This is a genomic window from Steroidobacter sp. (genome assembly GCF_036402275.1).
GTDB lineage: Bacteria > Pseudomonadota > Gammaproteobacteria > Steroidobacterales > Steroidobacteraceae > Steroidobacter.
Genome location: NZ_DASWTF010000048.1, coordinates 156,119 through 181,073 on the forward strand (window position 1 = coordinate 156,119; position 24,955 = coordinate 181,073).

General features: G+C 62.3%; 21 protein-coding genes. 15 read left to right on the forward strand and 6 right to left on the reverse strand.

Annotation, left to right across the window (positions count from 1 at the left end; all coding sequences use genetic code 11):
• Positions 1–152 precede the first annotated feature (152 nt).
• Positions 153–1,016: an SPFH domain-containing protein gene (locus VGD45_RS27845; protein WP_331158660.1), complete on the forward strand. Its 864-nt coding sequence runs from the start codon at positions 153–155 to the stop codon at positions 1,014–1,016.
• A gap of 12 nt (positions 1,017–1,028) precedes the next feature.
• Positions 1,029–1,223: an Arc family DNA-binding protein gene (locus tag VGD45_RS27850; RefSeq protein ID WP_331158661.1), complete on the forward strand. Its 195-nt coding sequence runs from the start codon at positions 1,029–1,031 to the stop codon at positions 1,221–1,223.
• Here the strand turns inward: VGD45_RS27850 and VGD45_RS27855 are convergent, their stop codons facing one another.
• A complete protein-coding gene (locus VGD45_RS27855) occupies positions 1,224–2,387 on the reverse strand; it encodes a PLP-dependent aspartate aminotransferase family protein (RefSeq protein WP_331158662.1) in 1,164 nt (387 codons plus the stop codon). It lies immediately after the preceding gene.
• Between the two features lie 37 nt (positions 2,388–2,424).
• Positions 2,425–3,789, reverse strand: coding sequence for a cystathionine beta-synthase (locus tag VGD45_RS27860; RefSeq protein ID WP_331158663.1), 1,365 nt, complete (start codon positions 3,787–3,789; stop codon positions 2,425–2,427).
• 69 nt (positions 3,790–3,858) lie between these two features.
• Between VGD45_RS27860 and prmC the strand changes: the two genes are divergently transcribed.
• Positions 3,859–4,719 (forward strand): peptide chain release factor N(5)-glutamine methyltransferase, encoded by an 861-nt coding sequence (gene prmC / locus VGD45_RS27865; RefSeq protein ID WP_331158664.1) that lies wholly within the window; start codon positions 3,859–3,861, stop codon positions 4,717–4,719.
• 13 nt (positions 4,720–4,732) lie between these two features.
• Complete coding sequence (locus VGD45_RS27870) at positions 4,733–5,233, forward strand: peptidylprolyl isomerase (protein WP_331158665.1); 501 nt, start codon at positions 4,733–4,735, stop codon at positions 5,231–5,233.
• A 113-nt stretch (positions 5,234–5,346) separates the two neighbouring features.
• Here VGD45_RS27870 and VGD45_RS27875 read toward each other — a convergent pair whose 3' ends face one another.
• The gene (locus tag VGD45_RS27875; RefSeq protein WP_331158666.1) at positions 5,347–6,141 is read right to left on the reverse strand and encodes an outer membrane beta-barrel protein; all 795 of its coding nucleotides are present in this window, start codon (positions 6,139–6,141) and stop codon (positions 5,347–5,349) included.
• Positions 6,142–6,366: 225 nt separating this feature from the next.
• Between VGD45_RS27875 and mtgA the strand changes: the two genes are divergently transcribed.
• Positions 6,367–7,089, forward strand: coding sequence for a monofunctional biosynthetic peptidoglycan transglycosylase (gene mtgA, locus VGD45_RS27880; protein ID WP_331158667.1), 723 nt, complete (start codon positions 6,367–6,369; stop codon positions 7,087–7,089).
• A gap of 6 nt (positions 7,090–7,095) precedes the next feature.
• On the opposite strand, the gene VGD45_RS27885 is transcribed toward mtgA, so the two are convergent.
• Genes VGD45_RS27885 through hppD form a run of 3 tightly spaced genes read right to left on the reverse strand, consistent with a single transcriptional unit; the run spans position 7,096 to position 10,274 of the window.
• Entirely contained in the window at positions 7,096–8,076 is a 981-nt protein-coding gene (locus VGD45_RS27885) for a fumarylacetoacetate hydrolase family protein (RefSeq protein ID WP_331158668.1), read from the reverse strand.
• Positions 8,073–9,209, reverse strand: a complete 1,137-nt coding sequence (locus VGD45_RS27890) for a homogentisate 1,2-dioxygenase (protein ID WP_331158669.1) — start codon at positions 9,207–9,209, stop codon at positions 8,073–8,075. The genes VGD45_RS27885 and VGD45_RS27890 overlap by 4 nt, the downstream gene beginning before the upstream one ends.
• A gap of 15 nt (positions 9,210–9,224) precedes the next feature.
• The gene (hppD, locus tag VGD45_RS27895; RefSeq protein WP_331158670.1) at positions 9,225–10,274 is read right to left on the reverse strand and encodes a 4-hydroxyphenylpyruvate dioxygenase; all 1,050 of its coding nucleotides are present in this window, start codon (positions 10,272–10,274) and stop codon (positions 9,225–9,227) included.
• 81 nt (positions 10,275–10,355) lie between these two features.
• Here hppD and VGD45_RS27900 point away from each other — a divergent pair, with 81 nt between their 5' ends.
• From VGD45_RS27900 to epsF, 10 genes are all read left to right on the forward strand, one after another.
• Entirely contained in the window at positions 10,356–10,970 is a 615-nt protein-coding gene (locus VGD45_RS27900) for a MarR family winged helix-turn-helix transcriptional regulator (protein WP_331158671.1), read from the forward strand.
• Positions 10,971–11,029: 59 nt separating this feature from the next.
• On the forward strand, positions 11,030–12,115 hold the full coding sequence (pdhA, locus tag VGD45_RS27905; RefSeq protein ID WP_331158672.1) for a pyruvate dehydrogenase (acetyl-transferring) E1 component subunit alpha: 1,086 nt from the start codon (positions 11,030–11,032) through the stop codon (positions 12,113–12,115).
• A gap of 9 nt (positions 12,116–12,124) precedes the next feature.
• The gene (locus tag VGD45_RS27910) at positions 12,125–13,102 is read left to right on the forward strand and encodes an alpha-ketoacid dehydrogenase subunit beta (RefSeq protein WP_331158673.1); all 978 of its coding nucleotides are present in this window, start codon (positions 12,125–12,127) and stop codon (positions 13,100–13,102) included.
• A 10-nt stretch (positions 13,103–13,112) separates the two neighbouring features.
• Entirely contained in the window at positions 13,113–14,303 is a 1,191-nt protein-coding gene (locus VGD45_RS27915; protein ID WP_331158674.1) for a dihydrolipoamide acetyltransferase family protein, read from the forward strand.
• A 166-nt stretch (positions 14,304–14,469) separates the two neighbouring features.
• The gene (locus tag VGD45_RS27920) at positions 14,470–19,314 is read left to right on the forward strand and encodes an NAD-glutamate dehydrogenase (protein WP_331158675.1); all 4,845 of its coding nucleotides are present in this window, start codon (positions 14,470–14,472) and stop codon (positions 19,312–19,314) included.
• A 195-nt stretch (positions 19,315–19,509) separates the two neighbouring features.
• The gene (gene gpmA / locus VGD45_RS27925; protein WP_331158676.1) at positions 19,510–20,262 is read left to right on the forward strand and encodes a 2,3-diphosphoglycerate-dependent phosphoglycerate mutase; all 753 of its coding nucleotides are present in this window, start codon (positions 19,510–19,512) and stop codon (positions 20,260–20,262) included.
• Positions 20,263–20,790: 528 nt separating this feature from the next.
• The gene (locus tag VGD45_RS27930; protein WP_331158677.1) at positions 20,791–21,162 is read left to right on the forward strand and encodes a hypothetical protein; all 372 of its coding nucleotides are present in this window, start codon (positions 20,791–20,793) and stop codon (positions 21,160–21,162) included.
• 42 nt (positions 21,163–21,204) lie between these two features.
• Positions 21,205–22,635: an undecaprenyl-phosphate glucose phosphotransferase gene (locus VGD45_RS27935; protein ID WP_331158678.1), complete on the forward strand. Its 1,431-nt coding sequence runs from the start codon at positions 21,205–21,207 to the stop codon at positions 22,633–22,635.
• Positions 22,625–23,446 carry a polysaccharide export protein EpsE gene (gene epsE / locus VGD45_RS27940; RefSeq protein ID WP_331158679.1) on the forward strand — a complete coding sequence of 274 codons (822 nt, stop codon included), beginning with the start codon at positions 22,625–22,627 and terminating at the stop codon, positions 23,444–23,446. The genes VGD45_RS27935 and epsE overlap by 11 nt, the downstream gene beginning before the upstream one ends.
• Positions 23,447–23,501: 55 nt before the next feature.
• Complete coding sequence (epsF, locus tag VGD45_RS27945) at positions 23,502–24,929, forward strand: chain length determinant protein EpsF (protein WP_331158865.1); 1,428 nt, start codon at positions 23,502–23,504, stop codon at positions 24,927–24,929.
• Positions 24,930–24,955 lie beyond the last annotated feature (26 nt).

Sequence of the window (24,955 nt, forward strand, 5' to 3'; positions counted from 1 at the left end):
GCGCCCGCTGAAGCGCATCGAGCGGCGCAGATGATCGCGGCGCTGCGCGCCAATGGCAAATACCTCCGTCTCAGGTTCATAGTGATATCACTTTGATATCGATTCATGGTATGGTGTCCGTAAATCCCTCAGGACGAGCCCAGGAGCCAACCATGAAAGAACGACCCGTGATGACCCTGCCCGGCGTGCCCATGGTCTTGATCCTGCTCGCATTACTGGCGCTGTGCTGCTGGTGGTTGTACGTCTCCGTCGAGTCGATGAGCTCACCCGTGTGGCCGCTTCTGGCGGGCGGCATCGTGGGCTTTTGCGGGATGGGGTTTTTCATCGTGCAGCCGAACCAGGCCGCGGTGATGCAGTTCTTTGGCAAGTACGTCGGCTCGGAACGGCACAGCGGGCTGCGCTGGGCCAATCCGTTCTACACCAAGAAAAACGTCACTCTGCGCGTGCGCAACTTCGAGTCGGGCCGTTTGAAAGTGAATGACTCGGAAGGCTCGCCCATCGAGATCGCGGCGGTGGTGGTCTGGCAGGTGCAGGATGCGGCCGAGGCCGTGTTCAACGTCGACGATTACGAAAACTTCGTGCAGGTACAGAGCGAGGCGGCGCTACGCCAGATGGCCACGTCGTATCCCTACGATCTGCACGAGGATCACAAGATCGCCCTGCGCTCGCATGCGAACGAAATCAACGAGCACCTGCGTAACGAAGTCCAGGAGCGTTTGTCACAAGCCGGACTGCAGGTGATCGAAGCCCGCGTCAGCCATCTGGCTTACGCACCCGAAATCGCGCAGGCCATGCTGCAACGTCAGCAAGCCGCCGCCATCATCGCCGCTCGCACGCGCATCGTCGAAGGCGCCGTGACCATGGTGCACATGGCGCTGGAACAGCTGGCGAAAAAAGACGTGGTGCACCTGGACGAAGAGCGCAAGGCCGCGATGGTCTCCAACCTGCTGGTGGTGTTGTGTGGCGAGCGAGGCACGCAGCCCATCGTCAACACCGGCACTTTGTATAGCGGCTGAGCGAACACGCCGTTGGCGGAGAAAAAAGCTTATCCGCTGCGGATCAGCAGCGACGTCCTCGACGCCGTACAACGCTGGGCGCAGGACGAGCTGCGCAGCGTGAACGCGCAGATCGAATATGTGCTGCGTGAGGCATTGAGAAAGGCGGGGCGAATGAACGCCCCGCCTTCCTCGGATAACGATCAGCAACCGCCGCCGTCGGAGTAATTACACCGCCAGCGCCTGCTCCAGGTCCGCCAGCAGATCTTCGACTTCCTCGACACCGACCGACAGGCGGATCAAAGAATCGTCGATGCCGAGCTCGCGACGCTTGTCTGGCGGAATCGAGGCATGCGTCATCAGGCCCGGATGATCGACCAGGCTTTCCACGCCGCCGAGACTTTCGGCGATGGTGAACAAACGGCAGCGCTCCAGGAAATGTTTGGCCTCGCCCAGCCCGCCTTTGACGAAGAACGTGACGATGCCGCTGAAGCCATTCTGCATCTGACGCCGCGCCAGCTGGTGCTGAGGATGGCTCGCGAGCCCCGGGTACAACACCTTGGCGACACGTGAATGTTTCTCCAGCCAACCTGCGATCTGTAGCGCGCTTTCACTGGACTGGCGCATGCGGAGCGTCAATGTTTTCAAGCCGCGCAAGGCCAGGAAACTATCGAACGGACCGCTGATCGCGCCGACGGCGTTCTGCAGGAAACCGATCTTGTCGGCCAGCTCCTCATTCGCCGCCACCGCGATGCCGCCGATCATGTCGGAGTGGCCGTTGAGATACTTGGTCGCGGAATGCATGACGATATCCGCGCCCAACTCGATGGGCCGCTGCACCCACGGCGTCGCGAACGTGTTATCGACGACGGTGAGAATGCCGCGCTTGCGCGCGAACTCTGCCACCTGGGCAATATCGACGAGGCGCAGCGTCGGATTGGTCGGCGTTTCGATCCAGATCATTTTCGTGGTCGGCCGCACCGCCGCTTCGAGCGCGCGTTGATCGGCGAGATTCGCGAAAGTGATGTCCAGGCCCGCCGAACGTTTGCGCACACGCTCGAACAATCGGAACGTGCCGCCGTACAGATCGTCCATCGCCACGATGTGACTACCACTGTCGAGCAGCTCCAGGAGCGTGCTCGTGGCCGCCATGCCCGAGGCAAACGCGAAGCCGCGCACACCGGCTTCGAGATCAGCGATGCATCGCTCCCACGCGCCGCGGGTCGGATTGGCGGTGCGCGAATAATCGTAACCTTTGTGAACGCCAGGGCTGCTCTGCGCGTAGGTGGACGTGGTGTAGATCGGCGGCATCACCGCGCCCGTGCTGGGATCGGGCGACTGACCGGCGTGAATGCAACGAGTGCCGAAACGCAGCGACGAAGATGAAGTCATGATGAGTACCGTGCTGATCGAGTCTGTGAATGATGCATTATTTCACTTGACGCCGCAGATAGTTGAGCACGTCCGAGCGCGTCACCAGGCCGAGGAACTTGTCCCCGTCCATCACCGCCGCCGACGAGCGCACTTCGAGCATGGCCACCAGGTTGTTGAGCGTCTGACTCTTGTCGACACGCAGGAACGTGCTGGTCATGGCCTTGTGCACCGGTTCGTTGAAGCGTTCCGGATGACCGAAGGCGAACCGCAGAATATCGTCTTCGGTGACCACGCCGATGAGCTTATCGTTGTCCATCACCGGCAATTGCGAGAAGCCGGCGTTGCGCAGACGGTTGTGCGCGGTGGTGAGCACGTCGTTCGGCCCGACCGTGATTGTGGCGCGCTGACCGTGCGGCCGGCCGATCAAGTCGCGCAAGTCGCCGTACTGCTCGCGCTGAATGAAGCCTTGATCCTCCATCCAGAAATCATTGTACAGCTTGGACAGATAACGCGCGCCCGTGTCGCACGCCAAAGTCACGACGCGCTTCGGTGATTTCTGCTCGCGACAGAAACGCAACGCGGCCGCGAGCAACGTGCCTGTCGACGACCCCGCGAGCACGCCTTCTTTCTGCAGCAACTCGCGCGCGACGGAAAACGATTCTCCGTCGGAGATGCTGTACGCCCGCTTGGTCATTGAAAAATCGGCGATCGAGGGAATGAAGTCCTCACCGATGCCTTCCACCAGCCACGACGACTTCTGAGTCATTTTGCCGGTCGCGATGAACTCCGCGAGAATGGAGCCCTGCGGATCGGCGAGCACCAGCTCGACGTGCGGAGCGTGCTTCTTGAAGAACGCGGCGAGGCCCGCGATGGTGCCGCTCGATCCGACGCCGATGACCACGGCGTCCAGGCGCTGCTCCATCTGTTCCCAGATCTCCGGCGCGGTGGTGCGCTCGTGCGCCTTGGGATTGTCGGGGTTCGCGAACTGATTGATGAAGTAGGCGTTATTGCGTTTGGCGATGGCCGCGCCCAGATCCTGGTAGTACTCCGGATGGCCCTTGCCCACGTCGGAACGCGTCAACACCACTTCGGCGCCCAGCGCGCGCAGGTTGAAAATTTTTTCCTGGCTCATTTTGTCCGGCAACACCAGAATGAGCCGGTAGCCCTTTTGCGCGGCGACCAGCGCGAGGCCCAGGCCGGTGTTGCCGGCGGTGGCTTCGACGATGACGCTGCCGGGCTTCAGATCGCCGCGGCGCTCGGCCTCCTCGATCATGGACAGGCCGATGCGATCCTTGATGGAGCCGCCCGGATTCATGGATTCGAGCTTCAGGTACAGCTCGCAAGGCCCCGTGTCGAGCCGATGCAGCCGCAACATGGGCGTGCGGCCAATCATCTCGATCGCGTTTTGATAGACGTGCATGGGAGACTCCGGTGAGCGAATCTTTACGTATGAATCAACATAGCCAATTGCACTAGTCCAGCGTCATTCATGCCTGCCGTCAAATCCTCGCAAACCGTTTCCGACGCACTGCATACCGCGACCATGCTGTTGTCGCGATCTTCGCCATCCGCGCGCCTCGACGCCGAGCTGCTGCTGGAATACGTAACCGGATTGTCACGTACGAATTTCCGAGCAAACCCCGAACGCGAGCTGCCGGCCGCCGCGGGTTGGTCGTTTCAACAGCTCGTCAAGCGGCGCTCGCAGGGCGAACCGGTTGCATACATCCGGCAGCAACAGGAGTTCTGGTCGCTGCTGCTCGAAGTGAGCCCCGCGGTGCTGATTCCGCGACCGGAGACCGAGCTCGTAGTCGAACGCGCCCTCGACCATATAAATAAAGAAGACACCGTCCGAGTTGCCGACCTGGGCACGGGCAGCGGGGCGATCGCGCTGGCCATCGCTTCCGACCGCCCGCGCGCCACGGTGCTCGCCGTCGATGCGTCCAAGGATGCGCTGGAACTGGCCAGCCGCAATATCGGGCGGCTGCAATTGACCAACGTTTCGCTATTACACGGCAGCTGGCTCGCACCGCTCGAGGGTGCGCGCTGTCACCTCATCGCGTCCAATCCGCCCTACATCGCGCAGGACGATCCCGACCTCGCGCCCGACGTGAAGCGCTTCGAGCCCGGCATGGCGTTGATTTCAGGACGCACCGGCTTCGAAGCCCTCGACGTCATCGTCCGCGACGCACCGGCTCACCTGGAACCGGGCGGCTGGCTGGTGCTGGAACACGGTTGGAAACAGGCCGAAGCCGTCCGGCAGCGGCTTGTGCGTCAAGGCTTCGTTCACGTACGCTCGCACGCCGATCTGGCCGGTCACGAACGCGTCACCGAAGGCCAGTGGCCACTTTAGAGGAAAGTCGCACATGCTCGAATTCAAGACGTCCAAAGGCACCTTCACCGTTCAGCTGTTCGACAAGCAGGCGCCGATCACGGTGGCGAACTTCTATCGTTACGCCGACGAAGGATTTTTCGACGGCACGATTTTCCATCGCGTCATTCCCGGCTTCATGGTTCAGGGCGGCGGACTGACCCCGGACATGGAGCAAAAGAAAGGTCACGCGCCGATCAAGAACGAGGCCACCAACGGCCTGAAGAACAAGCGCGGCACCCTGTCCATGGCGCGCACCAACGACATCGACAGCGCCACCTCGCAGTTTTTCATCAACGTGGTGGACAACGATTTCCTCGACCACAAGGGCCAGAGCAACTACGGCTACGCCGTGTTCGGTCGCGTCGACTCGGGCATGGACGTGGTGGACGCCATCGTGGCGGTGAAGACGGGCAACCGCGCCGGCCATCAGAACGTGCCGGTGGAAACCATCACCATCGAGTCGGTGAAGCGCATCGACGCGCCGGCCAAGTAAGCCTGCCGCTCGTAGCTGAATGCGGTCGTCGCCGCGTCCGCGGCGACTCCGAAATCAAATAAAAAACGCCGGGCGCACCCGCAGGCGCCCGGCGTCTTCTCGATCGGCGTCGATTACTTGAAAAGCACCGACAGGTTGATCACGTCCACGTCGCTCTCGCCAGCCTTCTCGTCGTCGCCCACGTCGAAGTACTTCTGATACTCGACGCGCAGCGCGAAGCTCTCGTTGATGTTCCAGGCGCCGCCGATGCCGGCGAGCAGCTCCATCTGGCTCGCATCCACGCGGCGGTGATACAGATTGAAAACATCGTCCTCGATCTCGGCGCTCATATAGCGCAGGCGATCGGTCACCCGCGTATCGGCGTAGTACAAGCCGCCACGCACATGCAGATCGAAGCTCTGACTGAGCGGGAACATGCCGAGCGCGCTCGCGGTGATGCCGCTGCTGGTGATCTGCTTGGCGCGCTGGAAGTCGCCAGACAGCGGGCGGGTGTAGATGCCCGCCGGGTCGCACTCGCCGCAGAAGAATCCGTAAGTGCCGGTGAGCGTGCCGGTCAGGCTGTACAGGAACTCGCCGAGGTTCACATAGCCCGCCTCGACCGCGATCCACTTGTTGAAGCGGTAGCCGATTTGCGCGCCCCACGGCGTCAGGCTGTCGTCCTGAGTCGAATCCTCGGGGCTGAGCGTGACGTTGGTGAACGGCTGGATCGGGAGAACCGCGAGCTCGGCGTCCAGTCCGTCGAGGATGGCCTCGTCATTGGCCGCTTTACCCGCGACGTCGTATTCGCCGCTGCCGCCCCAGGCCGTGAAATAAAAGCCGCGGTATTCCTCGTCGTCGGCCAGCGCCGCCGGGGTCGTCAACGCACCGGCCAACGCCAGGCCCGCCAGCCAAGCCGCCTTGTTAGTCATGTCCCGCTTCATCATGTGCCAGCGTCTCCGTAAGTCCGTGCTAATGATTCGAAAGGGCCTCGGCCGCCTTCGATCAGCCGAAACAGCCGCCAATCCCGGTTTTTGGGGCGCGATGGTAGACGATTATGTGCAATCAAACAGCGACTGCATCACACTTGGCCCGGCGCCCCGGCGCTTTCGTGAACCATGTCCGATTCCCATTCCACAGAACATCCCGTGCCGCGAATGTTTCGTTTCGTTGTCTGGCTACTGGCCCTGGTACTAATGCTGAGCGTCGGCTCGGTCGTTCTCCTGAGGTGGGTGGATCCGCCCACTACCGCCTTCATCGTTCGCGAGCGACTGTCCGCCGGCGAACCCGGCAAGCCGCGCAGCGTGCAATACCGATGGGTAGATTGGGAGCAGATCTCGCCGCACATCAAAGTGGCGGTCATCGCCGCCGAAGACCAGAAGTTTCCCAGCCATAACGGCTTCGACCTGGAGTCCATCAACGACGCGCTGGAAGATCGCGAGCGCGGCCGCCGGGTGCGAGGCGCCAGCACTCTGTCGCAGCAGGTCGCCAAGAATCTGTTCCTATGGCCAGGACAGAGCTGGGTGCGCAAAGGCCTGGAAGCCTACTTCACCGTATTGATCGAGACGCTGTGGCCAAAGCGACGCATCCTCGAGGTGTACGTGAACATCGCCGAATTCGGCAGCGGCGTGTTCGGCGTGGGTGCGGCCTCGCAGGTTTATTTCAATAAGTCCGCCGCGCGACTCAATGCGCCCGACGCGGCGTTGCTGGCGGCCGTGCTGCCGAGCCCGAAACGCATGAAGGTGCGCTCGCCGTCGCGCTACGTGCGCTCGCGCCAGGATTGGATCCTGGGTCAGATGCGGGGATTGGGCGGCGTCGGATTGCTGCGTCAGATCGAACCCGCCGCCGCCCAGGAAAACAACCGAAAAAAGAAGAGCTGACGCCGCTCAGGCGCGCACGACTTTCTGCTCGATGGCGCCGAAGAGGCTACGGCCCTGGGCATCGAACATTTCGATGCGCACGGTATCGCCGAACTTCAGGAACGAAGTGACCGGCTTGCCCTGCTCGATCTGCTCGAGCGTGCGCCGCTCGGCGATGCACGCAGAGCCGAGCGAGCGGTCATAGTTCGAGATGGTGCCTGAGCCGAGCACCGTACCGGCGCGGGCGTTGCGAGTCACAGTGATGTGCTCGATGAGCTTCGCGAAGTCGAAAGTCATATCGACGCCGGCGTTGGGCTTACCGAAAGGCTGGCCGTTCACATGCACGACCAGCGGCAGATGCACTTTCGCTTCCGACCAGGCCGTGCCTAATTCGTCAGGCGTGACGGCGACCGGCGAGAACGCGGTCGCGGGCTTGGATTGATAGAAGCCGAAGCCCTTGGCCAGCTCGTTGGGAATCAGATTCCGCAACGACCAGTCGTTGACCAGCATGACGAGCTTGATGTGCTCGAACGCGGCGGCTCGTTTGGTGCCGATGGGCACATCGTCGGTAATGACGGCGACCTCGCCTTCCAGGTCGATGCCGAAATCTTCGCTCGGCACCGGCACGTCCTGTCGTGCGCCCAGGAAGTCATCGGATCCGCCCTGATACACGAGCGGATCGGTCCAGAAACTTTCCGGCATTTGCGCGCCGCGCGCCTTGCGCACGAGCTCGACGTGATTCACGTACGCGGAACCGTCGACCCAGTGATACGCACGAGGCAGCGGCGCCATCGCGTTCGATGGATCGAACGCGAACGAATCTTTCACTGCGCCCTTTTCCAACGCCGCGGCGACTTCGGCCAGCTTCGGCGCAATGCTCGCCCAATCGTCGAGCGCCGCCTGCATAGTGGCCGCGATCTGCGCGACCGCGACGGCTTTGGTGAGATCGCGGTTGACGACGACCAGCTGGCCGTCGCGATTCGCATTCTTAACGGTTGCCAGCTTCATTTGGTCTTCCAGCTATCCACGTATCCCGACCACTCGACGGCGGCGGCGGCCTCGGTGATCTCCAGTGCATCGCGCGTGTCGATCATCACCGCGTACTCATCCGTCGCCGGCTTGGATTGCACCAGCATGTTCTTCAGCGCCTTCGGATGCGGGCCATGCGTGAAGCCGCAGGGATGCAACGTCATCATTCCCGGCTTGATGTTGTCGCGGGAGAAGAAGTCACCCGCGTGATAGAACAACACCTCGTCGTAGTCGTCGTTGTTGTGAAAGAACGGGACTTTCAACGCGCCCGGATCGGTCTCGAACGGCCGCGGCACGAAGGTGCAGACCACGAAGCGATTGCCGAGGAACGTAGTGTGCGCCGAAGGCGGCAAATGATAACGATGGCTGGCGACCGGACGGATGTCCTTGACGTTGATGCGCACCACCGACAGATCGCCATGCCAGCCGGTCGCATCCAACGGGTTGAACGGATAAGTCACGATCGAAATCGCGTTGTTACGTTTCACGCGCACCTGCCAGTGGCGCTCGTCGCTCTGCTGAGCCACGAACGCCGCATCCATCTGCGGCGCGTCCAGCATGGCCGGATCGAAGATGGCGTGCGCGCCCAACAAACCTTTGTCTGGCAGCGAGTAGCTCGAGTTGGTGGCTTCGATCAGCAGCGCGAAAATCGGATCTTGGGGTTCCTGCAACTCGATGCGCCACATCGTGCCGCGTGGAATGACGACATAGTCGCCGGCTGCGAGCGTGAGATGACCGTAGTCGCAGTGAAACTCACCGGCGCCCCGGTGCACGAACAACAGCTCGTCGCCATCGGCATTGCGCGCCAGGTGATCCATCGACGCAGCCGCATTCCACACACGCACGCGAACATGCGCGTTGCGCAGGATCTCCGCTGCCTGCCAGGGCGACGCCTGGCCGGCGTCCACCTTGGTCAGATCGAACGCGTGCGGTCGCAACGGCCCTTCGAACTCCACCCACGCCGTGGGCGGATGGCGATGATGAAAGAAGGCGGCCGGGCCGAAAAATCCTTCCTTACTGATCTCGCGCTCGAACGTGCCCGGCGGCAGATCGGCATGCGCCTGCCGCGAGGCCGTGCCCTCGACGCGGGATGGAATGATGGGCCGTTTCATGGCGCACCTCGCCGGTTAAATCACACCGCGACGCATCTGATCCAGCTCGATGGATTCGAACAATGCCTTGAAATTACCTTCGCCGAAGCCGTCGTTGCCCTTGCGCTGGATGATCTCGAAAAAGATCGGGCCGATGACGTTCTGGGTGAAGATCTGCAGCAGCAGACCTTCGCCCTTGTCCGGATTGCCGTCGATGAGGATGCGACGCTTGCGCAGCTCTTCCAGGTTCTCGCGATGCCCGGTGACGCGCTGGTCCACGCCTTCATAATAAGTGTCCGGCGTATCCTGGAACTGCACGCCCTGCCCACGCAGCGTATCGACCGTGTGCTGGATATCCGAGGTGCCAAGTGCGATATGCTGAATGCCTTCGCCCTTGTACTCGCGCAGGTACTCTTCGATTTGCGACTTGTCGTCCTGGGACTCGTTGATGGGGATGCGGATCTTGCCGCACGGGCTGGTCATTGCGCGGCTGAACAGGCCGGTCTTTTTGCCTTCGATGTCGAAGTAGCGGATCTCACGGAAGTTGAACAGCTTCTCGTAGAAGCCGGCCCACTTGTTCATGTTGCCGCGAGCCACGTTGTGAGTCAGATGATCGATGTACGTCAGCCCGGCGGTGCGGCCCAGCGAATGGCCCGACACCGGCACGAAATCGACGTCGTAGATCGTGCGGTCGCCGTAACGGTCGACCAGATAGATCAGGCTGCCGCCGATGCCTTCGATGGCCGGAATGTTCAGCTCCATCGGGCCGACGCGGGTTTCGACCGGCTTGGCGCCGAGCTCCACGCAACGCTTGAAAGCGTAGGCCGCGTCCTTGACGCGAAACGCCATGGCGCAGGCCGACGGGCCGTGCTCTTTGGCGAAACGCTGGCCGAAGCTGTCGCCTTCCGCGTTGATGATGAAATTGATGTCGCCCTGCCGGTGCAGAGTGACATTCTTGCTGCGATGTTTGGCCGTGGCCGGAAACCCCAGCCGCTCGAACAGGGTGCGCAACAACTCCGGGTCTTCGGCGGTGTATTCGACGAACTCGAAGCCGTCGGTGCCGAGGGGATTATGACTGTCGCTCATTGCGGTTATCCAGGATAAGAAACTAATGGTTACAGTTGAAACTATCAGCGCGCGGGCCGTCAAGGGGAGTCGTCGCAAGTCATGACAGCTTCTAAAGAAAAAGAGGGAGCCGTGGCGCCGGGCGTCGGCCGGGCTCAGAAAGATGCGACCGTGGCACCGGGCGTCAGCCGGGCTCAGAAAGATGCAACCGTGGCACCGGGCGTCAGCCGGGCTCAGAAAGATGCAACCGTGGAACCGGGCGACAGCCCGCTGCACCTGGATCGCTTCATTCCCTACCGGCTGTCGGTGCTCTCGAACACCATCAGCATGCTGATCGCGAGCGCTTATGAACGGGAGTTCGGGCTGAGCATCCCCCAGTGGCGCATCATGGCCGTGCTGGCGCGCTATCCCGATCTGTCGGCGGTCGAGGTGGCGGAACGCACGGCCATGGACAAAGTGGCGGTGAGTCGGGCCGTGCAGGGCCTGCTCAGCTCGAAGCGAGTATTGCGCGCCTATGACAAGGGCGACCGCCGTCGCTCCATCCTCCGCCTGTCTGCCGCTGGACAGGCTGTGTACACGCGCGTCTCGCCAATGGCCCTGCGCTACGAGGAGCAACTGCTCAGCGCATTGAGCCCCGCCGACCAGCGCACCCTGGACAAACTGCTGACGCGTCTGATGGAGCAAGCACAATCCATGCAAGCAAGTCGCGATAGTTAGCAAGGCTTCGCTATACTCCGCCCCGCTTGTATGCAAGTTGCGAAGGGAGCGGCGAACGAGTGAGAACAGTGGCGGAGTTCCGCGTCGAGTATCTGCGGCAGTTGAGCCCGCAGGGCCGACCGCTCGACGAGCTGCCGGCTTTCGCGGCGGACAACGACGAGTTGCTGAAAATGTTCGCGGCCATGCTCCGCGCGCGCACGTTCGACGCCAAGGCAGTCAATCTGCAGCGTACCGGCAAGCTCGGCACTTACGCGCCGTGTCTCGGCCAGGAAGCCGCTCATGTCGGCGTCGGCGCGGCGATGCGCCCCGAAGACTGCCTGGCCATCGTCTATCGCGAGATCGGCACACTGTTCTGGCGCGGCGTGAGCATGACCGAAGTGCTGCTGTACTGGGGCGGCGATGAACGCGGTAACAACTTCGCCGTGCCCAGACACGACTTCCCCTGGTGTGTGCCCATCGCGACTCAGACGTTGCACGCGGCCGGCGCCGCGATGGCATTCAAGATTCGCAAGGAGCCACGCTGCGCGGTCGCGTACATCGGCGATGGCGGCACGTCGGAAGGCACCTTCTACGAAGCGATGAACCTGGCGGGCGCGCGCCAGCTGCCCATCGTGTTCATGATCGTCAACAACAAGTGGGCCATCTCGGTCCCCATCGAACAGCAGACCGCCGCGCAAACCCTGGCGCAAAAAGCCATTGCCGCCGGCATCCCGGGCGTGCAGGTCGACGGCAACGACGTGATCGCGGTTCGCGACTGCATGTCGCGCGCGCTCGAGAAAGCACGCAACGGCGGCGGCCCGACCGTGGTCGAGGCGATGAGCTATCGCTTGAGCGATCACACTACCGCTGACGACGCCAGCCGTTATCGCGACGAAACTGAAGTCGCCGAAGCGTGGAAGGTCGAGCCGCTGGTCCGATTGCGCAAGTTGCTCGAATCGCGCGGCGTGCTCGATGAAGCACGCGAACAGGCCATGAAGGCGCAGTTCACGCGCGAGGTCGACGCCGCCGTTCAGGAATATCTGAGCACGCCGCGTCAGTCGACCGACGCGATGTTCGATCATCTGTACGCGAACCCTCCTCCGTATCTCGAGGCGCAAAAGGAAATCGCGCGTCGCTACGCCGGCACCGGCCGGCCTTCACACTGAAGTCTGCGCATGCCCAAAGTCACAATGGTCGAAGCCATCGCGATGGCGCAGGCGTGGGAGTTGGCGCACGACCCGAGCGTAGTCGTGCTCGGCGAGGACGTCGGCAAGAGCGGCGGCGTGTTTCGCGCCACGTCGGGCTTGTTCGAAAAGTTCGGCGCCGATCGTGTGCAGGACACCCCCCTGGCGGAAAACATGATCGCCGGCATGTGCGTCGGCATGGCCGCGCAAGGCATGCGGCCGGTCGCCGAAATCCAGTTCATGGGCTTTCTGTATCCGGCGGTCGATCAGATCGTCAATCACATGAGCCGGCTGCGCCATCGCACGCGCGGACGTTTGTCGTGTCCGGTTGTGATCCGCACGCCGCACGGCGGCGGCATTCACGCGCCCGAACATCACTCCGAATCGGTCGAGTCGATGATCGCGCATGTGCCCGGCATTCGCGTGGTCTGCCCTTCTTCGCCAGCGCGCGCTTATGGCTTGCTGCTGGCTTCGATTCGCGATCCGGATCCGGTATTGTTCCTCGAACCCACGCGCATTTATCGATTAGTGAAACAGGAAGTGCCCGACGACGGCGTCGCCGCGCCTCTGGATGTTTGTTACATCCTGCGTGAAGGCGAAGACGTCACCATCGTTACGTGGGGCGCGATGACGACGGACGTGTTGCAGGCTGCCGAGCAGCTCGCCGCTCAAGGCGTCAGCGCCGAAGTCATCGACCTCGCGACCATCAGCCCGATCGATGCCGAGACCATTCTCGACTCGGTGGCGAAGACGGGTCGTTTAGTCATCGTTCACGAAGCCGCGCGTAACTGTGGCGTCGGCGCCGAGATCGCGGCTATCGTCGCCGAGCATGGACTGTACGACCTGCTCGCCCCCATTCAACGAGTCACCGGCTTCGACACCGTCGTGCCGTTGTATCGACTCGAAAACGATTACATTCCCAGCGTGACGCGCATCATCGATGCCGCCAAAGCGACGCTGGCCGGCTAGGAAGAAGTTTATGAGCGTTACCTTCAACCTCCCGGACCTCGGCGAAGGCCTGCAAGAAGCGGAAATCGTGTCCTGGCACGTCAAGGAGGGCCAGCGCGTCGAAGTCGATCAGCCGCTGCTGTCCGTCGAAACGGCCAAGGCCGTGGTGGACGTGCCGAGCCCCTACTCCGGCAACATCGTGCGCTTGTATGCAAAGCAGGGCGATACCGTCGAGACGGGCAAGCCGCTCGTCGATTTCGATCTGCCACAAGGCGCTGCTGCGAATACATCGACAGCCGGCCATGGCGCCCAAGCGCCTTCGAACCAAGGCATGGTCGTCGGCCACATGGCCACGCGTAATGAAGAGTTCGTCGATCAAGCCGTCGTCGGGCGCGGTCGACGTGCATTCAGGGATCGCGGTCGCGTGCGTGCAGCGCCAGCCGTTCGTATGCTGGCCAAGCGCCTGGGCGTCGAGTTGAGTGCATGTCCGGCGACCGGCCGGCACGGTCTCGTCAGCGTCGATGACGTTCTCGGTCGCGCCAACCTGAACAAATCTCAACAGCGCGCCCCGGCGGTCGCCGGATTGACCGACGCAGATAAATTGCGCGGTCCGCGCAAAGCCATGGCTCAGAGCATGTCGCTGTCTCGGGATGAGATCGCGATGTGCACAATCTTCGACGACGCCGACATCGACGTTTGGAAGAGTCGCGGCGATATCACGATCCGATTGATCCGCGCCATCGCCGCCGGCGTCAAGGCCGAGCCTGCTTTGAACGCGTTGTTCGATCCTTCCGTGCCGGCGCGCAAGCTGATGGAACAGGTGCATCTGGCGATGGCAGTGGATACAACGGAAGGTCTGATCGTTCCGGTCCTGCGCGATGTCGCTTCTCAATCGCCGACACAATTGCGCGCCAATCTGGACGACATCAAGCAACGGACGCGCAGCCGTACCATCACGCCGGAAGAAATGCGTGACTACACCATCACACTTTCTAACTTCGGCACCGTCGCCGGACGGTATGCAACGCCGCTGGTTGTGCCGCCGACCGTCGCCATCCTCGGCGCGGGCAAGTTACAACGTGACGTGGTTGCGGGCGTCAACAGCCCGGAAATACACGTTCGTCTGCCGTTGTCGTTGACGTTCGATCACCGCTGCGTCACCGGCGGCGAAGCACTACGATTCCTGGCGGCCGTCATCAAGGATCTGGAACTTCCGAGCTAACCGCTGGAGAGTTCCGACAGCCTTCGTTATTCCATTTTGGTGCATCCGGCGCCACGGGGATCTCTTAATCTATGCGCCCCAGCGCAGTCCCGTTGCGCGCCTTACTGATTGACCAGTGAGCTCAGGGGCTCACTCTGCCCCCTTTCAAACGAATAACGTTCGCATCATGACACCGACTATTCCTGCTGCCCGTCAGAAACTGATCGAGCGAATTGCGCAATCCGCCCGCGAATTGAGACGACGCGGCGACCCGCTGGATGTTCAGGAATTCATCCGCCACTACTACCGTGGCGTGGGTGAAGAAGACATGGCCGAGCACGGCAGCGAGACGCTGGCCGCGCTGGCGCTCGCCCATCTGCGCGCCGCCGCCGTGCGCAAGCCGAATCGTCCCTTCGTGCGTGTCTTCAATACCGATGAAGAGCGTGACGGCTGGAGCACCACGCACACCATCGTGGAAGTGACCACCGAGGACATGCCGTTCCTGGTGGACTCGCTGGGCATGGTGCTGACCCAGGCCGGACTCACTATTCATATGATGGTTCATCCGGTCCTGCCGGTGCGTCGCGATCGCACCGGCAAACTGGAAGCGCTGGCTCAAGACGGCGACGTGAAAAAGTTCACGCAGGAATCCTGGCAGCACATCGAGATCGATCGCATCGGCGCGCCCGAGCGTCTCCAAGAGCTGGAACAGAAACTGTTACGCACGCTCGAAGACGTGCGCCTCGCGGTCGGCGATTGGACCGAGATGCGCCAGCGCGCCTCCGAGCTCGCGAACGAGATCGAGCGCGACAATCCCGGCGTGCAACCTAACGAAGCGCGCGAGGCAAAGGCGTTGCTCGATTGGATGGCCGCGAATCATTTCACTTTCCTCGGCTATCGCCAGTACGAGTTGCAGCGAGGCCGCAGCGAGGATTTGCTGGTGCCGATGCCAGAGACGGGCCTGGGCATCTTGCGCACACGCAAGGGATATCGTTCCGAGCCAACGGTGCTCAAGGGTGAGCTGCGCGAGCGCGCACGCCAGCCCGAGTTGCTGATGATCACCAAGGCGAACTCCGTCTCAACCGTCCATCGCGCCACCTATCTCGACTACGTCGGCGTGAAAACGGTCGACGCGCAGGGCCGCGTCACCGGCGAGAAACGTTTCCTCGGCTTGTTCACATCGGCGGTCTACAACCGCAGCCCGCGCGAGATTCCCATGCTTCGGCACAAGATCGAACGCGTGGTCGGACACTTCGGCCTCGATCCCGCCAGCCACGACGGCAAGGCAGTCGTGCATGTATTGGAAACCTATCCGCGCGACGAGCTGTTCCAGGCCAGCGTCACGGATCTGATTCGCACCGTCCGCGGCATCGTCAATCTGTACGAGCGTCAGCGCGTCCGTGTGTTCCTGCGCCGGGACACCTTCGGCCGCTTCTACTCCGCCCTCGTCTTCGTACCGCGCGACCGCTACAACACGCAGGTCCGTCAGAAGATGGAAGCGGTGATCAACGAAAAGCTGCAGGCCACCGCAATCGAATCGCAGGTGCAGCTGTCGCAGTCGGCTCTGGCCCGCGTGCATATGATCATTCGTCTGCCGGCCGACGGCGGACCGAGCATCGATGCGGAGGAACTCGAAGGTCTGATCGCCGAAACCGTGCGCACGTGGAACGATAAGTTGCGCGACGCCTTGATCGAAAAGCACGGCGAGCTGGACGGCCGTTTGATCGCCGAGAAGTTCAAGGACGCGTTCCCGGCCGCTTACGAAGAAGACACGAGCGCGGAAGTCGCGCTCGCCGACATCCAGCAACTCAACGAAGTCATCGCCAACAGCGACCGGGTCGCGATGCGCCTCGCCAGCGGCGAAGGCAAGACGGTCCATCTGCGCCTGTTCCGCGCCGCCTCGCCCATCGCTTTGTCACAAGCCCTGCCGATTCTGGAGAACATGGGCTTCCTGATCGTGAGCGAGCGTCCGTACCGCATCGGCGTGCCGGGTGGCCGCGAGATCTGGCTGCAGGATTTCGAGATGCAACGTCGCGACGGCGGCACCATCACTCCCGCCGCGCTGGGCGAACGTTTCACCGATACGTTCACCGCGGTGTGGACCGGTCGCGCCGAGAACGACGGCTTCAATCAGCTCATCGTGGTCACGAATGTCACCTGGCGTCAGGCCAGCGTGCTGCGCGCCTACTGCCGTTACGCGATTCAAACCGGCGCGAGCTTCAGCCAGGCGTACATGGAGCAGGTGCTGATTTCGAATGCGCGGATCGCGGCCATCCTGTCGCAGCTGTTCGAAGCGCAGTTCGATCCGGCGATCAAGCCGGCAAAGCGCACCCCCGAAGTCGACCGCCTGAAACAAGAGCTGTCCGACCTGCTCGACTCGGTGCGCAGTCTGGACGAAGACCGCATCCTGCGTCGTTTCGCGCATGCCATTCAGGCCACTCTCCGCACCAACTATTTCCAGGCCGACAGCAGCGGAGCATTCAAGGACCGACTGTCGTTCAAGCTCGACTCGCGCAGCATTCCCGAAGTCCCGCAGCCCCGCCCGGCCTTCGAGATCTTCGTTTATTCGCCGCGCGTCGAAGGCGTTCACCTGCGCATGGGTCAGGTGGCCCGCGGCGGTATCCGCTGGTCGGATCGTCGTGAAGACTTCCGCACCGAAGTGCTGGGCCTGATGAAGGCGCAGAACGTGAAGAACACGTTGATCGTGCCGGTCGGCGCCAAGGGCGGCTTCGTGCCCAAGCGCATGCCCGCCGGCGCCAGCCGTGAAGACGTGCAGCGCGAAGGCGTCGAGTGCTATCGCACTTTCATTTCGGCGCTGCTCGACATCACGGACAACATCGTCGAAGGCAAGATCGTGCCGCCGGCGAACGTAGTCCGTCGCGACGGCGACGATCCGTACCTGGTCGTGGCCGCCGACAAGGGCACCGCCACGTTCTCCGACATCGCCAACCAACTCGCCGCCGACTACAACTTCTGGCTGGGCGACGCGTTTGCCTCCGGCGGCTCGGCCGGTTACGACCACAAGAAGATGGGCATCACCGCCCGCGGCGGTTGGGAATGCGTGAAGCGCCACTTCCGCGAAATGGGCATCGACACTCAGTCGCAGGACTTCACCGCCATCGGCATCGGCGACATGGCCGGCGACGTGTTCGGCAATGGCATGCTGCAGTCTCCGCACATCCGGCTGCTGGCCGCGTTCAATCACCAGCACATCTTCCTCGACCCGGATCCGGATGCGGCCGCTTCTTATAAAGAGCGTGAGCGCATGTTCAACCTGCCGCGCTCGACCTGGGAAGACTACAACCGCAAGGCGATCTCCAAGGGCGGCGGCGTGTTCCCGCGGAGCGCCAAGTCGATCAAGGTGTCGCCGCAAGTGCAGGCCATGCTTGGCATCAAGCGCGACACCTTCACGCCGATCGAGCTGATCCGCGCCATTCTGTGCATGCCGGTCGATCTGCTGTGGAACGGCGGCATCGGAACGTATGTAAAGGCCACCGACGAAACTCACATCGACGTGGGCGATCGCGCCAACGACGCCGTGCGCGTCAACGGTCGCGACCTGCGCTGTAAGGTGATCGGCGAAGGCGGCAACCTCGGTTTGTCACAACGGGGCCGGGTCGAGTACGCGCTGGCCGGCGGCCGCCTCAACACCGACTTCGTCGACAACTCCGGTGGCGTCGATTGCTCCGACCACGAAGTCAACATCAAGATCCTGCTGAACAACCTGCCCAAGCGGGCCGGCCTCACGCTGGAGAAGCGCAACGACCTGCTGGTCGACATGACCGACGAGGTCGCGGCGCTGGTCCTGCGCGACAACTATCTGCAGAGCCAGGCGCTGTCCATGCTCGAAGCGCGCGCCAGCAAGGATCTGCTGGAACACGCGCATTCCATTCGCCGGCTGGAAGTGTCGGGCCTGCTGGATCGCGGGCTCGAGTTCCTGCCCGCGAGCGAAGAAATCACCGAAAGACATCAGGCCGGCCGCGGCCTGACCCGGCCGGAGCTCGCCATTCTGCTGGCCTACGCCAAGATGGCGCTGTACTCGAAGCTCATCGATTCGGATGTGCCGGAGGATCCCTATCTGGCCAACGAGCTCGGACGTTACTTCCCGGCATTGATGCAGAAACGTTTCGATAAGTATCTATCCGAACATCGGCTGCGCCGGGAAATCATCGCGACCGCGACCACCAACAGCATCGTGAATCGCATGGGCCCGACGTTCGCGCGTCGTGTTCAGGAAGATACTGGCGCCAACGCCGGCACTGTCGCCCGCGCTTACGCCATCGCCCGCGAGTTCGTCGCCATGCGCGACACCTGGGCCGACATCGAAGCGCTGGATACGAAGATCGCGGCGGCCGTGCAGTACGAGATGATGTTCGAGACCACTCGCCTGCTCCGCTTCTGCACTTACTGGCTGATCCATCGCCAGAGCGGCCAGCTCGACATCGAGCGTCAGGTGTCGCGTTTCCGCGGAGGCATGAAGGAGTTGGATGGGCTGCTGCCCCGAGTGTTGGCGGGCGATGACCTCGCTGCTTTCAACAGTCGCCAGAGCCGCTATGTGGCCGCGTCGGTGCCGGACAAGCTGGCCCGTCGGATGGCCAGCCTGGTGGCGCTCCGCTCCGGCCCGGACCTGGTCGAAATCGGGGAGCAGACGGGGCTGCCGCTCGAACGGGCCGCCGCGCTCTACTTCGGCGTCGGCACCGCTTTGTCACTGGACTGGATTCGCGAGCAGGTGGAAATGCTCGGCGTCGAAGGCCACTGGCAGGCGGTCGCTCGCACCACTCTGCGAGACAACGTCTACAACCTGCAGCGAGTGTTGAGCTTGCAAGTCATCGCGGAGGCCAGCCGTTCGAACAAGGACGCCAGGAAAGCAGCCAGCCTCACCCCGGCTGAATTGCTGGAAGGATGGGTCACCCGCCATCGCGCCGCTGTCGATTACTTGCGGCAGACGGTGAGCGACATGCGCGCGTTGCCCGCGATGGACTTCGCGACTTTGTCGGTGGCTTTGCAGGCCGTGCGCAGAATGACGGAATAATTGACGGACTGCCGGAATCGTTAACAAATTGAGGGCCCCCTCTGTCAAAAAAACCGCCGAAAAGTGACGGTAAAATGCGACATATCGTGCGTCCCGGTCGTGACCGGGACGCACGACTGAATGAACGTGGCGACACCTGCGGGTTAGGGGCAATGTCTGCTATAAAGTCGCCCCTCATCCACCCTGACTTTAGTTATGCCCGGCCAACTCGTACTCCTGCGCCACGGACAAAGCACCTGGAATCTCGAAAACCTGTTCACCGGCTGGGTGGACGTGGACCTGACCGAACAAGGCCGCAACGAAGCGCGCGCCGCCGGTCGCCTGTTGAAGGCGGAAGGTTTCGAGTTCCAGCAGGTGTTCACTTCCGTGCTCAAGCGCGCCATCCGCACGATGTGGATCGTGCTGGATGAAATGGATCGCATGTGGCTGCCGGTGGAGCGCAGCTGGCGCCTGAACGAACGTCACTACGGCGCCCTGCAGGGCCTCAACAAAGCTGAAACAGTCGAAAAGTATGGTGGCGACCAGGTGAAGATCTGGCGTCGCAGTTATGACATTCCGCCGCCGGCACTGTCGCTGGATGACGAACGTCATCCACGTTTCGATCTGCGTTACGCCGCGCTCAAGCCGGAAGAGCTGCCGACCACCGAATCTTTGAAGACCACGCTCGATCGAGTGCTGCCGTACTGGAACAACCGGCTCGCTCCGGAGTTAAACGCCGGGCGAGATGTATTGGTCGTCGCACACGGGAACAGTCTGCGCGCACTTGTAAAGATGCTCGACGGTATGTCGGATGACGAGATCGTCGAATTCAACATTCCAACTGGAGTTCCGATTCACTATCAGTTGGACAAGGCGCTGAAACCCACGTCGAGACGCTTTTTGGGAGATCCCGAGGCGATCAAGGCGGCAGCCGAAGCCGTGGCGCGACAAACAGAGAAGAAGAAGTAGCCCCCAGTAGTCGAGAGGGTTGAAAGTTTGAATCTGCGGTGTCGCCAAGTGCGAACACCGCAGGCGGCGAGAGCGGGTGCGTGCAGCGAAGCAACAGATGATTTTTCGTTCTGTTGCATTGTCAGCAGTCACGCAACGATGGGCGATTTAACACTTGAAAACTCCGTTCCAAATTGATGCATAGCTGCATCGGAACTGTTCGACGGTGAAGCGTGTCATCTGCTCGTCGCGTTTGAATGTTGTACTTGCGCAGCAATCGAGATTGGTCTAATTAACCTTTCAAGGTTTTGTTTGATGCATTTCGGTGCGCGTTGTGACTTTTCGCCGTTCAGCGACGGCAAAAATTACATTGGAATAGAACTTGCTTTGTTCTTGCTCCGTTGGGAGCAATGGGAAAGCCAGTTTGATGGGGCAAGGCGCCTTGAGTCTTGCAATGGTTAATTTGCGAGCCGTGGGGACGGGGGCGCAACGCACACACGACCAGCAAACGTGCCTGTTTGGGTGTGCGTCATTGATGAGGAGTGATGCATGCGTCTGATCAGACTCGCGTTGGCTGTAACGGCCGTGAGTTTTAGTTTTGCCGCGGTGGCGAACCCGGCAGTCAATAGCAATGTGAGCGGCTCGATCGCCGGCAGCGTCGGCGCAACCATGGCCGGCTCCGTTGCAACCAACACCGCGACCCAGATGGTCGCAGGCAACGCTCAGGTGCGCCTCGACGGCGGCCTCGGTCACCTCGGCGGCAACGATGCCCGCTCGAGCTCCAGATCACCTTCGGCCAACGGCATGGAAGATTCGATGTCGCGCGGCTGGCTCATGGCGCTGGTCACGGTGCTGTTGATCGGCCATCAGCTGCGTCGCAAGCATCGCTTTCTGCGTCCGCATCGCTTCAGCGACCTGTAATCGCCACCGGCAAGGCTGCTTCCGCACGAAGCGGGAGGTGAGATGATCAACCAACGTCAACCTTTGAGGTCGTACGACCGTTCGGCCGGCGTGAGCGCGTCCGAGCCGACGTCGCTGTTCGTCCTGAAATCGCTGCTGTATCCGGTCATGCCGGTGCTCACGCTCGGCCTGTGCATGCTGGCCTGGCGCGAGAACCTGGACGGGCCGTATTTCCTGATGGCGGTGCTGGCCTTCTTCGGCGCGGCCGACGTGCTCGACGCGCTGCCGATGTCGCCGCCGCGCGCCCGCTCGATGGCGATCGCGTCGCTGCTGGACATCATCTTCCGCTGGTCCCTGGTGATCGCATTCATCTGGGCCCTGCTGGAGATCGCCGGCATCGCCAATCAGCTGCGCTGGGAAGTGCTGGTCAGCTGGGCGCTGGCCACGCCGCTGGTGATCTGGGTGGGACGTTTGTATGCGCCTCATCTGTTCGTTCGCGCCAGCAACAGCGGCGCGCCCCGCAAGGTCGTGATCGCCGGCGCCAATCGTCTTGGCGCCAAGCTCGCGCGCAACCTGCAGGAGTCGCCCTGGCTGAACATGGAAGTGCTCGGCTTTTTCGACGACCGCGACTCGGGCCGGCTGCCCGAGGAATGCGCCAATCGGGTATTGGGCAAGCTGACCTGGATGCGGGATTACATCGCCCGCAATTCCATCGACGTGGTCTACATAACCCTGCCGATGACGCGTCACCCCCGCATCACCGAGTTGCTGCAGTCGTTAAAAGATTCGACGGCTTCGGTGTACTTCGTGCCCGACCTCACCATGTGCGATCTGGTGCAGCCGCGCTTCGACCTGGTGAACGGCATCCCGGTGGTGGCGGTGTGTGAATCGCCGTTCTACGGCGGCCGTGGCATCGCCAAGCGCCTCAGCGACATCGCGATCTCCGCGACGGCCATTGCCCTGCTCTCGCCGGTGATGCTGGCGATCGCCGCGGCGGTGCGCCTCACTTCGCCGGGCCCGGTGATCTTCCGTCAAAAGCGTTACGGGCTGGATGGCAAGGAAATCGTCGTCTACAAGTTCCGTTCAATGACCGTCACCGAGGACGGCAACAAGAGTTACACCCAGGTCACCCGCAACGACGCACGCGTGACTCCGGTGGGCTCGTTCATCCGCGCCACTTCGCTGGATGAACTGCCGCAGCTGTTCAATGTCCTGGAAGGAACGATGAGCATCGTCGGCCCGCGTCCGCACGCGGTCGCGGTCAACGAGCAATACCGGCGACTGATCCCGGGCTACATGCTTAGACATAAGGTGAAGCCGGGCATCACGGGCTGGGCGCAGGTCAACGGCTTCCGCGGCGGCGACGACATCGGTTCGATGCGCTCGCGCATTGAACATGATCTGGAATATTTGCAGCACTGGTCGCTCACGCTCGACCTGATGATTATCCTTAAGACAGCCATGGTGGTTTGGAACGACAGACATGCTTATTAGTCGGATGGCGCGCCGTTATGTCTCAATGTGGAGTGCGGCGCTGCTGATGATCTGCTCGATGCTGAGCAGCTTGAGCGTAACGACGGCGGCGGCGGACTCGGACTATCGGTTGGGACCCGGCGATCTGTTGCGGGTCAACGTGTTCGGCTCGCCGGAGTTGTCTGGCGAGGTGCGAGTGAGCGAGTCCGGCAATATCACCTATCCGCTGGTCGGGCAGGTGCCGGTGTCGGGCAAGTCGCCTGCGCAGGTCGAGGCGCTGCTGGTGGACGCCTTCGTCCAGGGCGGCTATCTGAAGCAGCCGCAGGTCACCGTGCTGGTGATGGAGTACCTCAGCCAGAAGGTGTCGGTGCTCGGTCATGTCACCAAGCCCGGCCAGTACACGCTGCAGTCGGCCAGCCGCGTGCTGGACCTGCTCGCCGAGGCGGGCGGACCGAAGGCCGAGGAAGCGGCCGACGTGGCCACCTTGATGCGCAAAGATGGCAGCAAGGCGAGCATCGATCTGGCTGCGTTGTTCGGTGGCGACCCCGCCCAGAACCACGTGGTGGCAGGCGGCGACACTGTTTATGTACCGCGCGCCCCGCAGTTCTACGTGTACGGCGAGGTGCAGAAGCCGGGCATGTACAAGCTCGAGCGCGGCATGACGGTGTCACGGGCGATTTCGGCCGGCGGCGGTCTGACGCCGCGGGGCTCGGAACGCCGCGTGGTCATCAAACGGAAAGACAAGAACGGTAAGGAGCAGCACTACTCGGCCAAGGGTTCCGACCTGTTGCAGGCCGACGACGTGTTGATGGTCAAGGAAGGCTTGTTCTGAATACGGCCGGTTCGATCGATTTGATCAGTCTAGTTATCGGGAACGAAGCACTATGATGGGCCTCGCTCAAATGTTGAGAGTTCTGCGTGGACGCGCGCTGTTGTTCATTACCATCGTGATGGTCGTGGTGACCGGCGTCGCGCTCATCAGCCTCATCTCCCCGAAGAAATATGTGGCGGAGCTGGCGCTCGTGGTCGACCTGCAGGGTAACGACCCGATGAAGGATACCGCGCTGGCGCCGGCGCTGGTGCCCTCGCACCTCGCCACCCAGACCGAGATCATCCGCAGCCGCAACGTGGCCATGAAGGTCATCGAGAAGATGGACCTGAGAAACAACCCCGCGGTGGTCGCGGCCTATCAGGACAGCGGCGCGGACACAGACATCGACTCCTGGCTGGTCGCCAACCTGCTGCGTGGGGTGGATGCGAAGACCTCGCGCAACAGCAACATCATTCGTATCTCCTACGGCAGCTCCGATCCAATGGAAGCCGCGAACATGGCCAACGCGTTCGCCGATGCGTACATCCAGACCAGCCTGGAGCTGCGCGTCGATCCGGCCCGCCGCCAGGTGACCTGGTACGAAGAGCAGGTCTCGCAGCTGCGCGATGCGCTGGTGGCCGCGCAGAGCAAGCTGTCGAAGTATCAGGCGGATCATGGCGTGCTCGGCGTCGACGCCGCCCGCATGGACGTCGAAAACGCCCGCTTGCAGGAAATCTCCAATCAGCTGGTCGCCGTGCAGGCGCAGATGTTCGATGCGAACTCGCGCAATCAGCAGATCAATTCCAGCGAGCAGCTCGACTCGCTGCCGGACCTGATGAAGAACCCGACCATTCAGAACCTGAAGTCGGAGCTGGCGCGCGCCGAGTCCAAGCTCGCCGAAGTGAGCGAGCGTTACGGCGTGAATCACCCGCAATACATCGCTTCGAACGCCGAAGTAGCCGCGCTCAAGTCCAAGCTCAACGTCGAAATCGGCGTGACCCGCGGCTCACTGGTGCAGAGCGCCGCCATCGCGCGTCGCCAGGTCGGCGAAGTGCAGAAGGCCTTGGAAGAACAGAAGGACCGCATCATCGCGCTCAAGCGCTCGCAGGACGAGTTGGCCGTGTTGAACCGCGACGTCGAGAGCGCCCGCACCGCGTATGACGCAGCCTTGCAGCAGGCGAATCAGACCAAGCTGGAGAGCCGCGTCGATCGCACCAACGTGGCCATCCTCAACCAGGCCACGCCGCCGCTGCTGCCGGACTCGCCGAAAATCCTGCTCAACCTCGCGGTCGGCCTGTTCGCCGGCATCGCGCTGGCCGTCGGCCTGATCCTCACCATCGAGGTCTGCAACCGTCGCCTGCGCTCCGCCGAGGATCTGGCGGACTTCACCGATTTGCCCGTGCTTGCGGAATTGCCCGCGTTGCCCGCCACCGCGCGCCGTCATGGCCGTCGCGAAGTGCGCCGCGCGCTGAAACTGCAGCCTAACGTTGCCCCGGCCAATTAAGAGATCGAGTCATTGAGGACGCCCGT

Coding starts and splice junctions, on each gene's coding strand:
- VGD45_RS27890 (WP_331158669.1), bottom strand. CDS start 9,209: ATGAAACGGCCCATCATTCCATCCCGCGTCGAGGGCACGGCCTCGCGG.
- VGD45_RS27875 (WP_331158666.1), bottom strand. CDS start 6,141: ATGACTAACAAGGCGGCTTGGCTGGCGGGCCTGGCGTTGGCCGGTGCG.
- VGD45_RS27920 (WP_331158675.1), top strand. CDS start 14,470: ATGACACCGACTATTCCTGCTGCCCGTCAGAAACTGATCGAGCGAATT.
- epsF (WP_331158865.1), top strand. CDS start 23,502: ATGGGCCTCGCTCAAATGTTGAGAGTTCTGCGTGGACGCGCGCTGTTG.
- gpmA (WP_331158676.1), top strand. CDS start 19,510: ATGCCCGGCCAACTCGTACTCCTGCGCCACGGACAAAGCACCTGGAAT.
- VGD45_RS27935 (WP_331158678.1), top strand. CDS start 21,205: ATGATCAACCAACGTCAACCTTTGAGGTCGTACGACCGTTCGGCCGGC.
- mtgA (WP_331158667.1), top strand. CDS start 6,367: ATGTTTCGTTTCGTTGTCTGGCTACTGGCCCTGGTACTAATGCTGAGC.
- VGD45_RS27845 (WP_331158660.1), top strand. CDS start 153: ATGAAAGAACGACCCGTGATGACCCTGCCCGGCGTGCCCATGGTCTTG.
- VGD45_RS27910 (WP_331158673.1), top strand. CDS start 12,125: ATGCCCAAAGTCACAATGGTCGAAGCCATCGCGATGGCGCAGGCGTGG.
- VGD45_RS27855 (WP_331158662.1), bottom strand. CDS start 2,387: ATGACTTCATCTTCGTCGCTGCGTTTCGGCACTCGTTGCATTCACGCC.
- VGD45_RS27930 (WP_331158677.1), top strand. CDS start 20,791: ATGCGTCTGATCAGACTCGCGTTGGCTGTAACGGCCGTGAGTTTTAGT.
- VGD45_RS27870 (WP_331158665.1), top strand. CDS start 4,733: ATGCTCGAATTCAAGACGTCCAAAGGCACCTTCACCGTTCAGCTGTTC.
- VGD45_RS27915 (WP_331158674.1), top strand. CDS start 13,113: ATGAGCGTTACCTTCAACCTCCCGGACCTCGGCGAAGGCCTGCAAGAA.
- hppD (WP_331158670.1), bottom strand. CDS start 10,274: ATGAGCGACAGTCATAATCCCCTCGGCACCGACGGCTTCGAGTTCGTC.
- VGD45_RS27860 (WP_331158663.1), bottom strand. CDS start 3,789: ATGCACGTCTATCAAAACGCGATCGAGATGATTGGCCGCACGCCCATG.
- VGD45_RS27900 (WP_331158671.1), top strand. CDS start 10,356: ATGACAGCTTCTAAAGAAAAAGAGGGAGCCGTGGCGCCGGGCGTCGGC.
- VGD45_RS27885 (WP_331158668.1), bottom strand. CDS start 8,076: ATGAAGCTGGCAACCGTTAAGAATGCGAATCGCGACGGCCAGCTGGTC.
- epsE (WP_331158679.1), top strand. CDS start 22,625: ATGCTTATTAGTCGGATGGCGCGCCGTTATGTCTCAATGTGGAGTGCG.
- prmC (WP_331158664.1), top strand. CDS start 3,859: ATGCCTGCCGTCAAATCCTCGCAAACCGTTTCCGACGCACTGCATACC.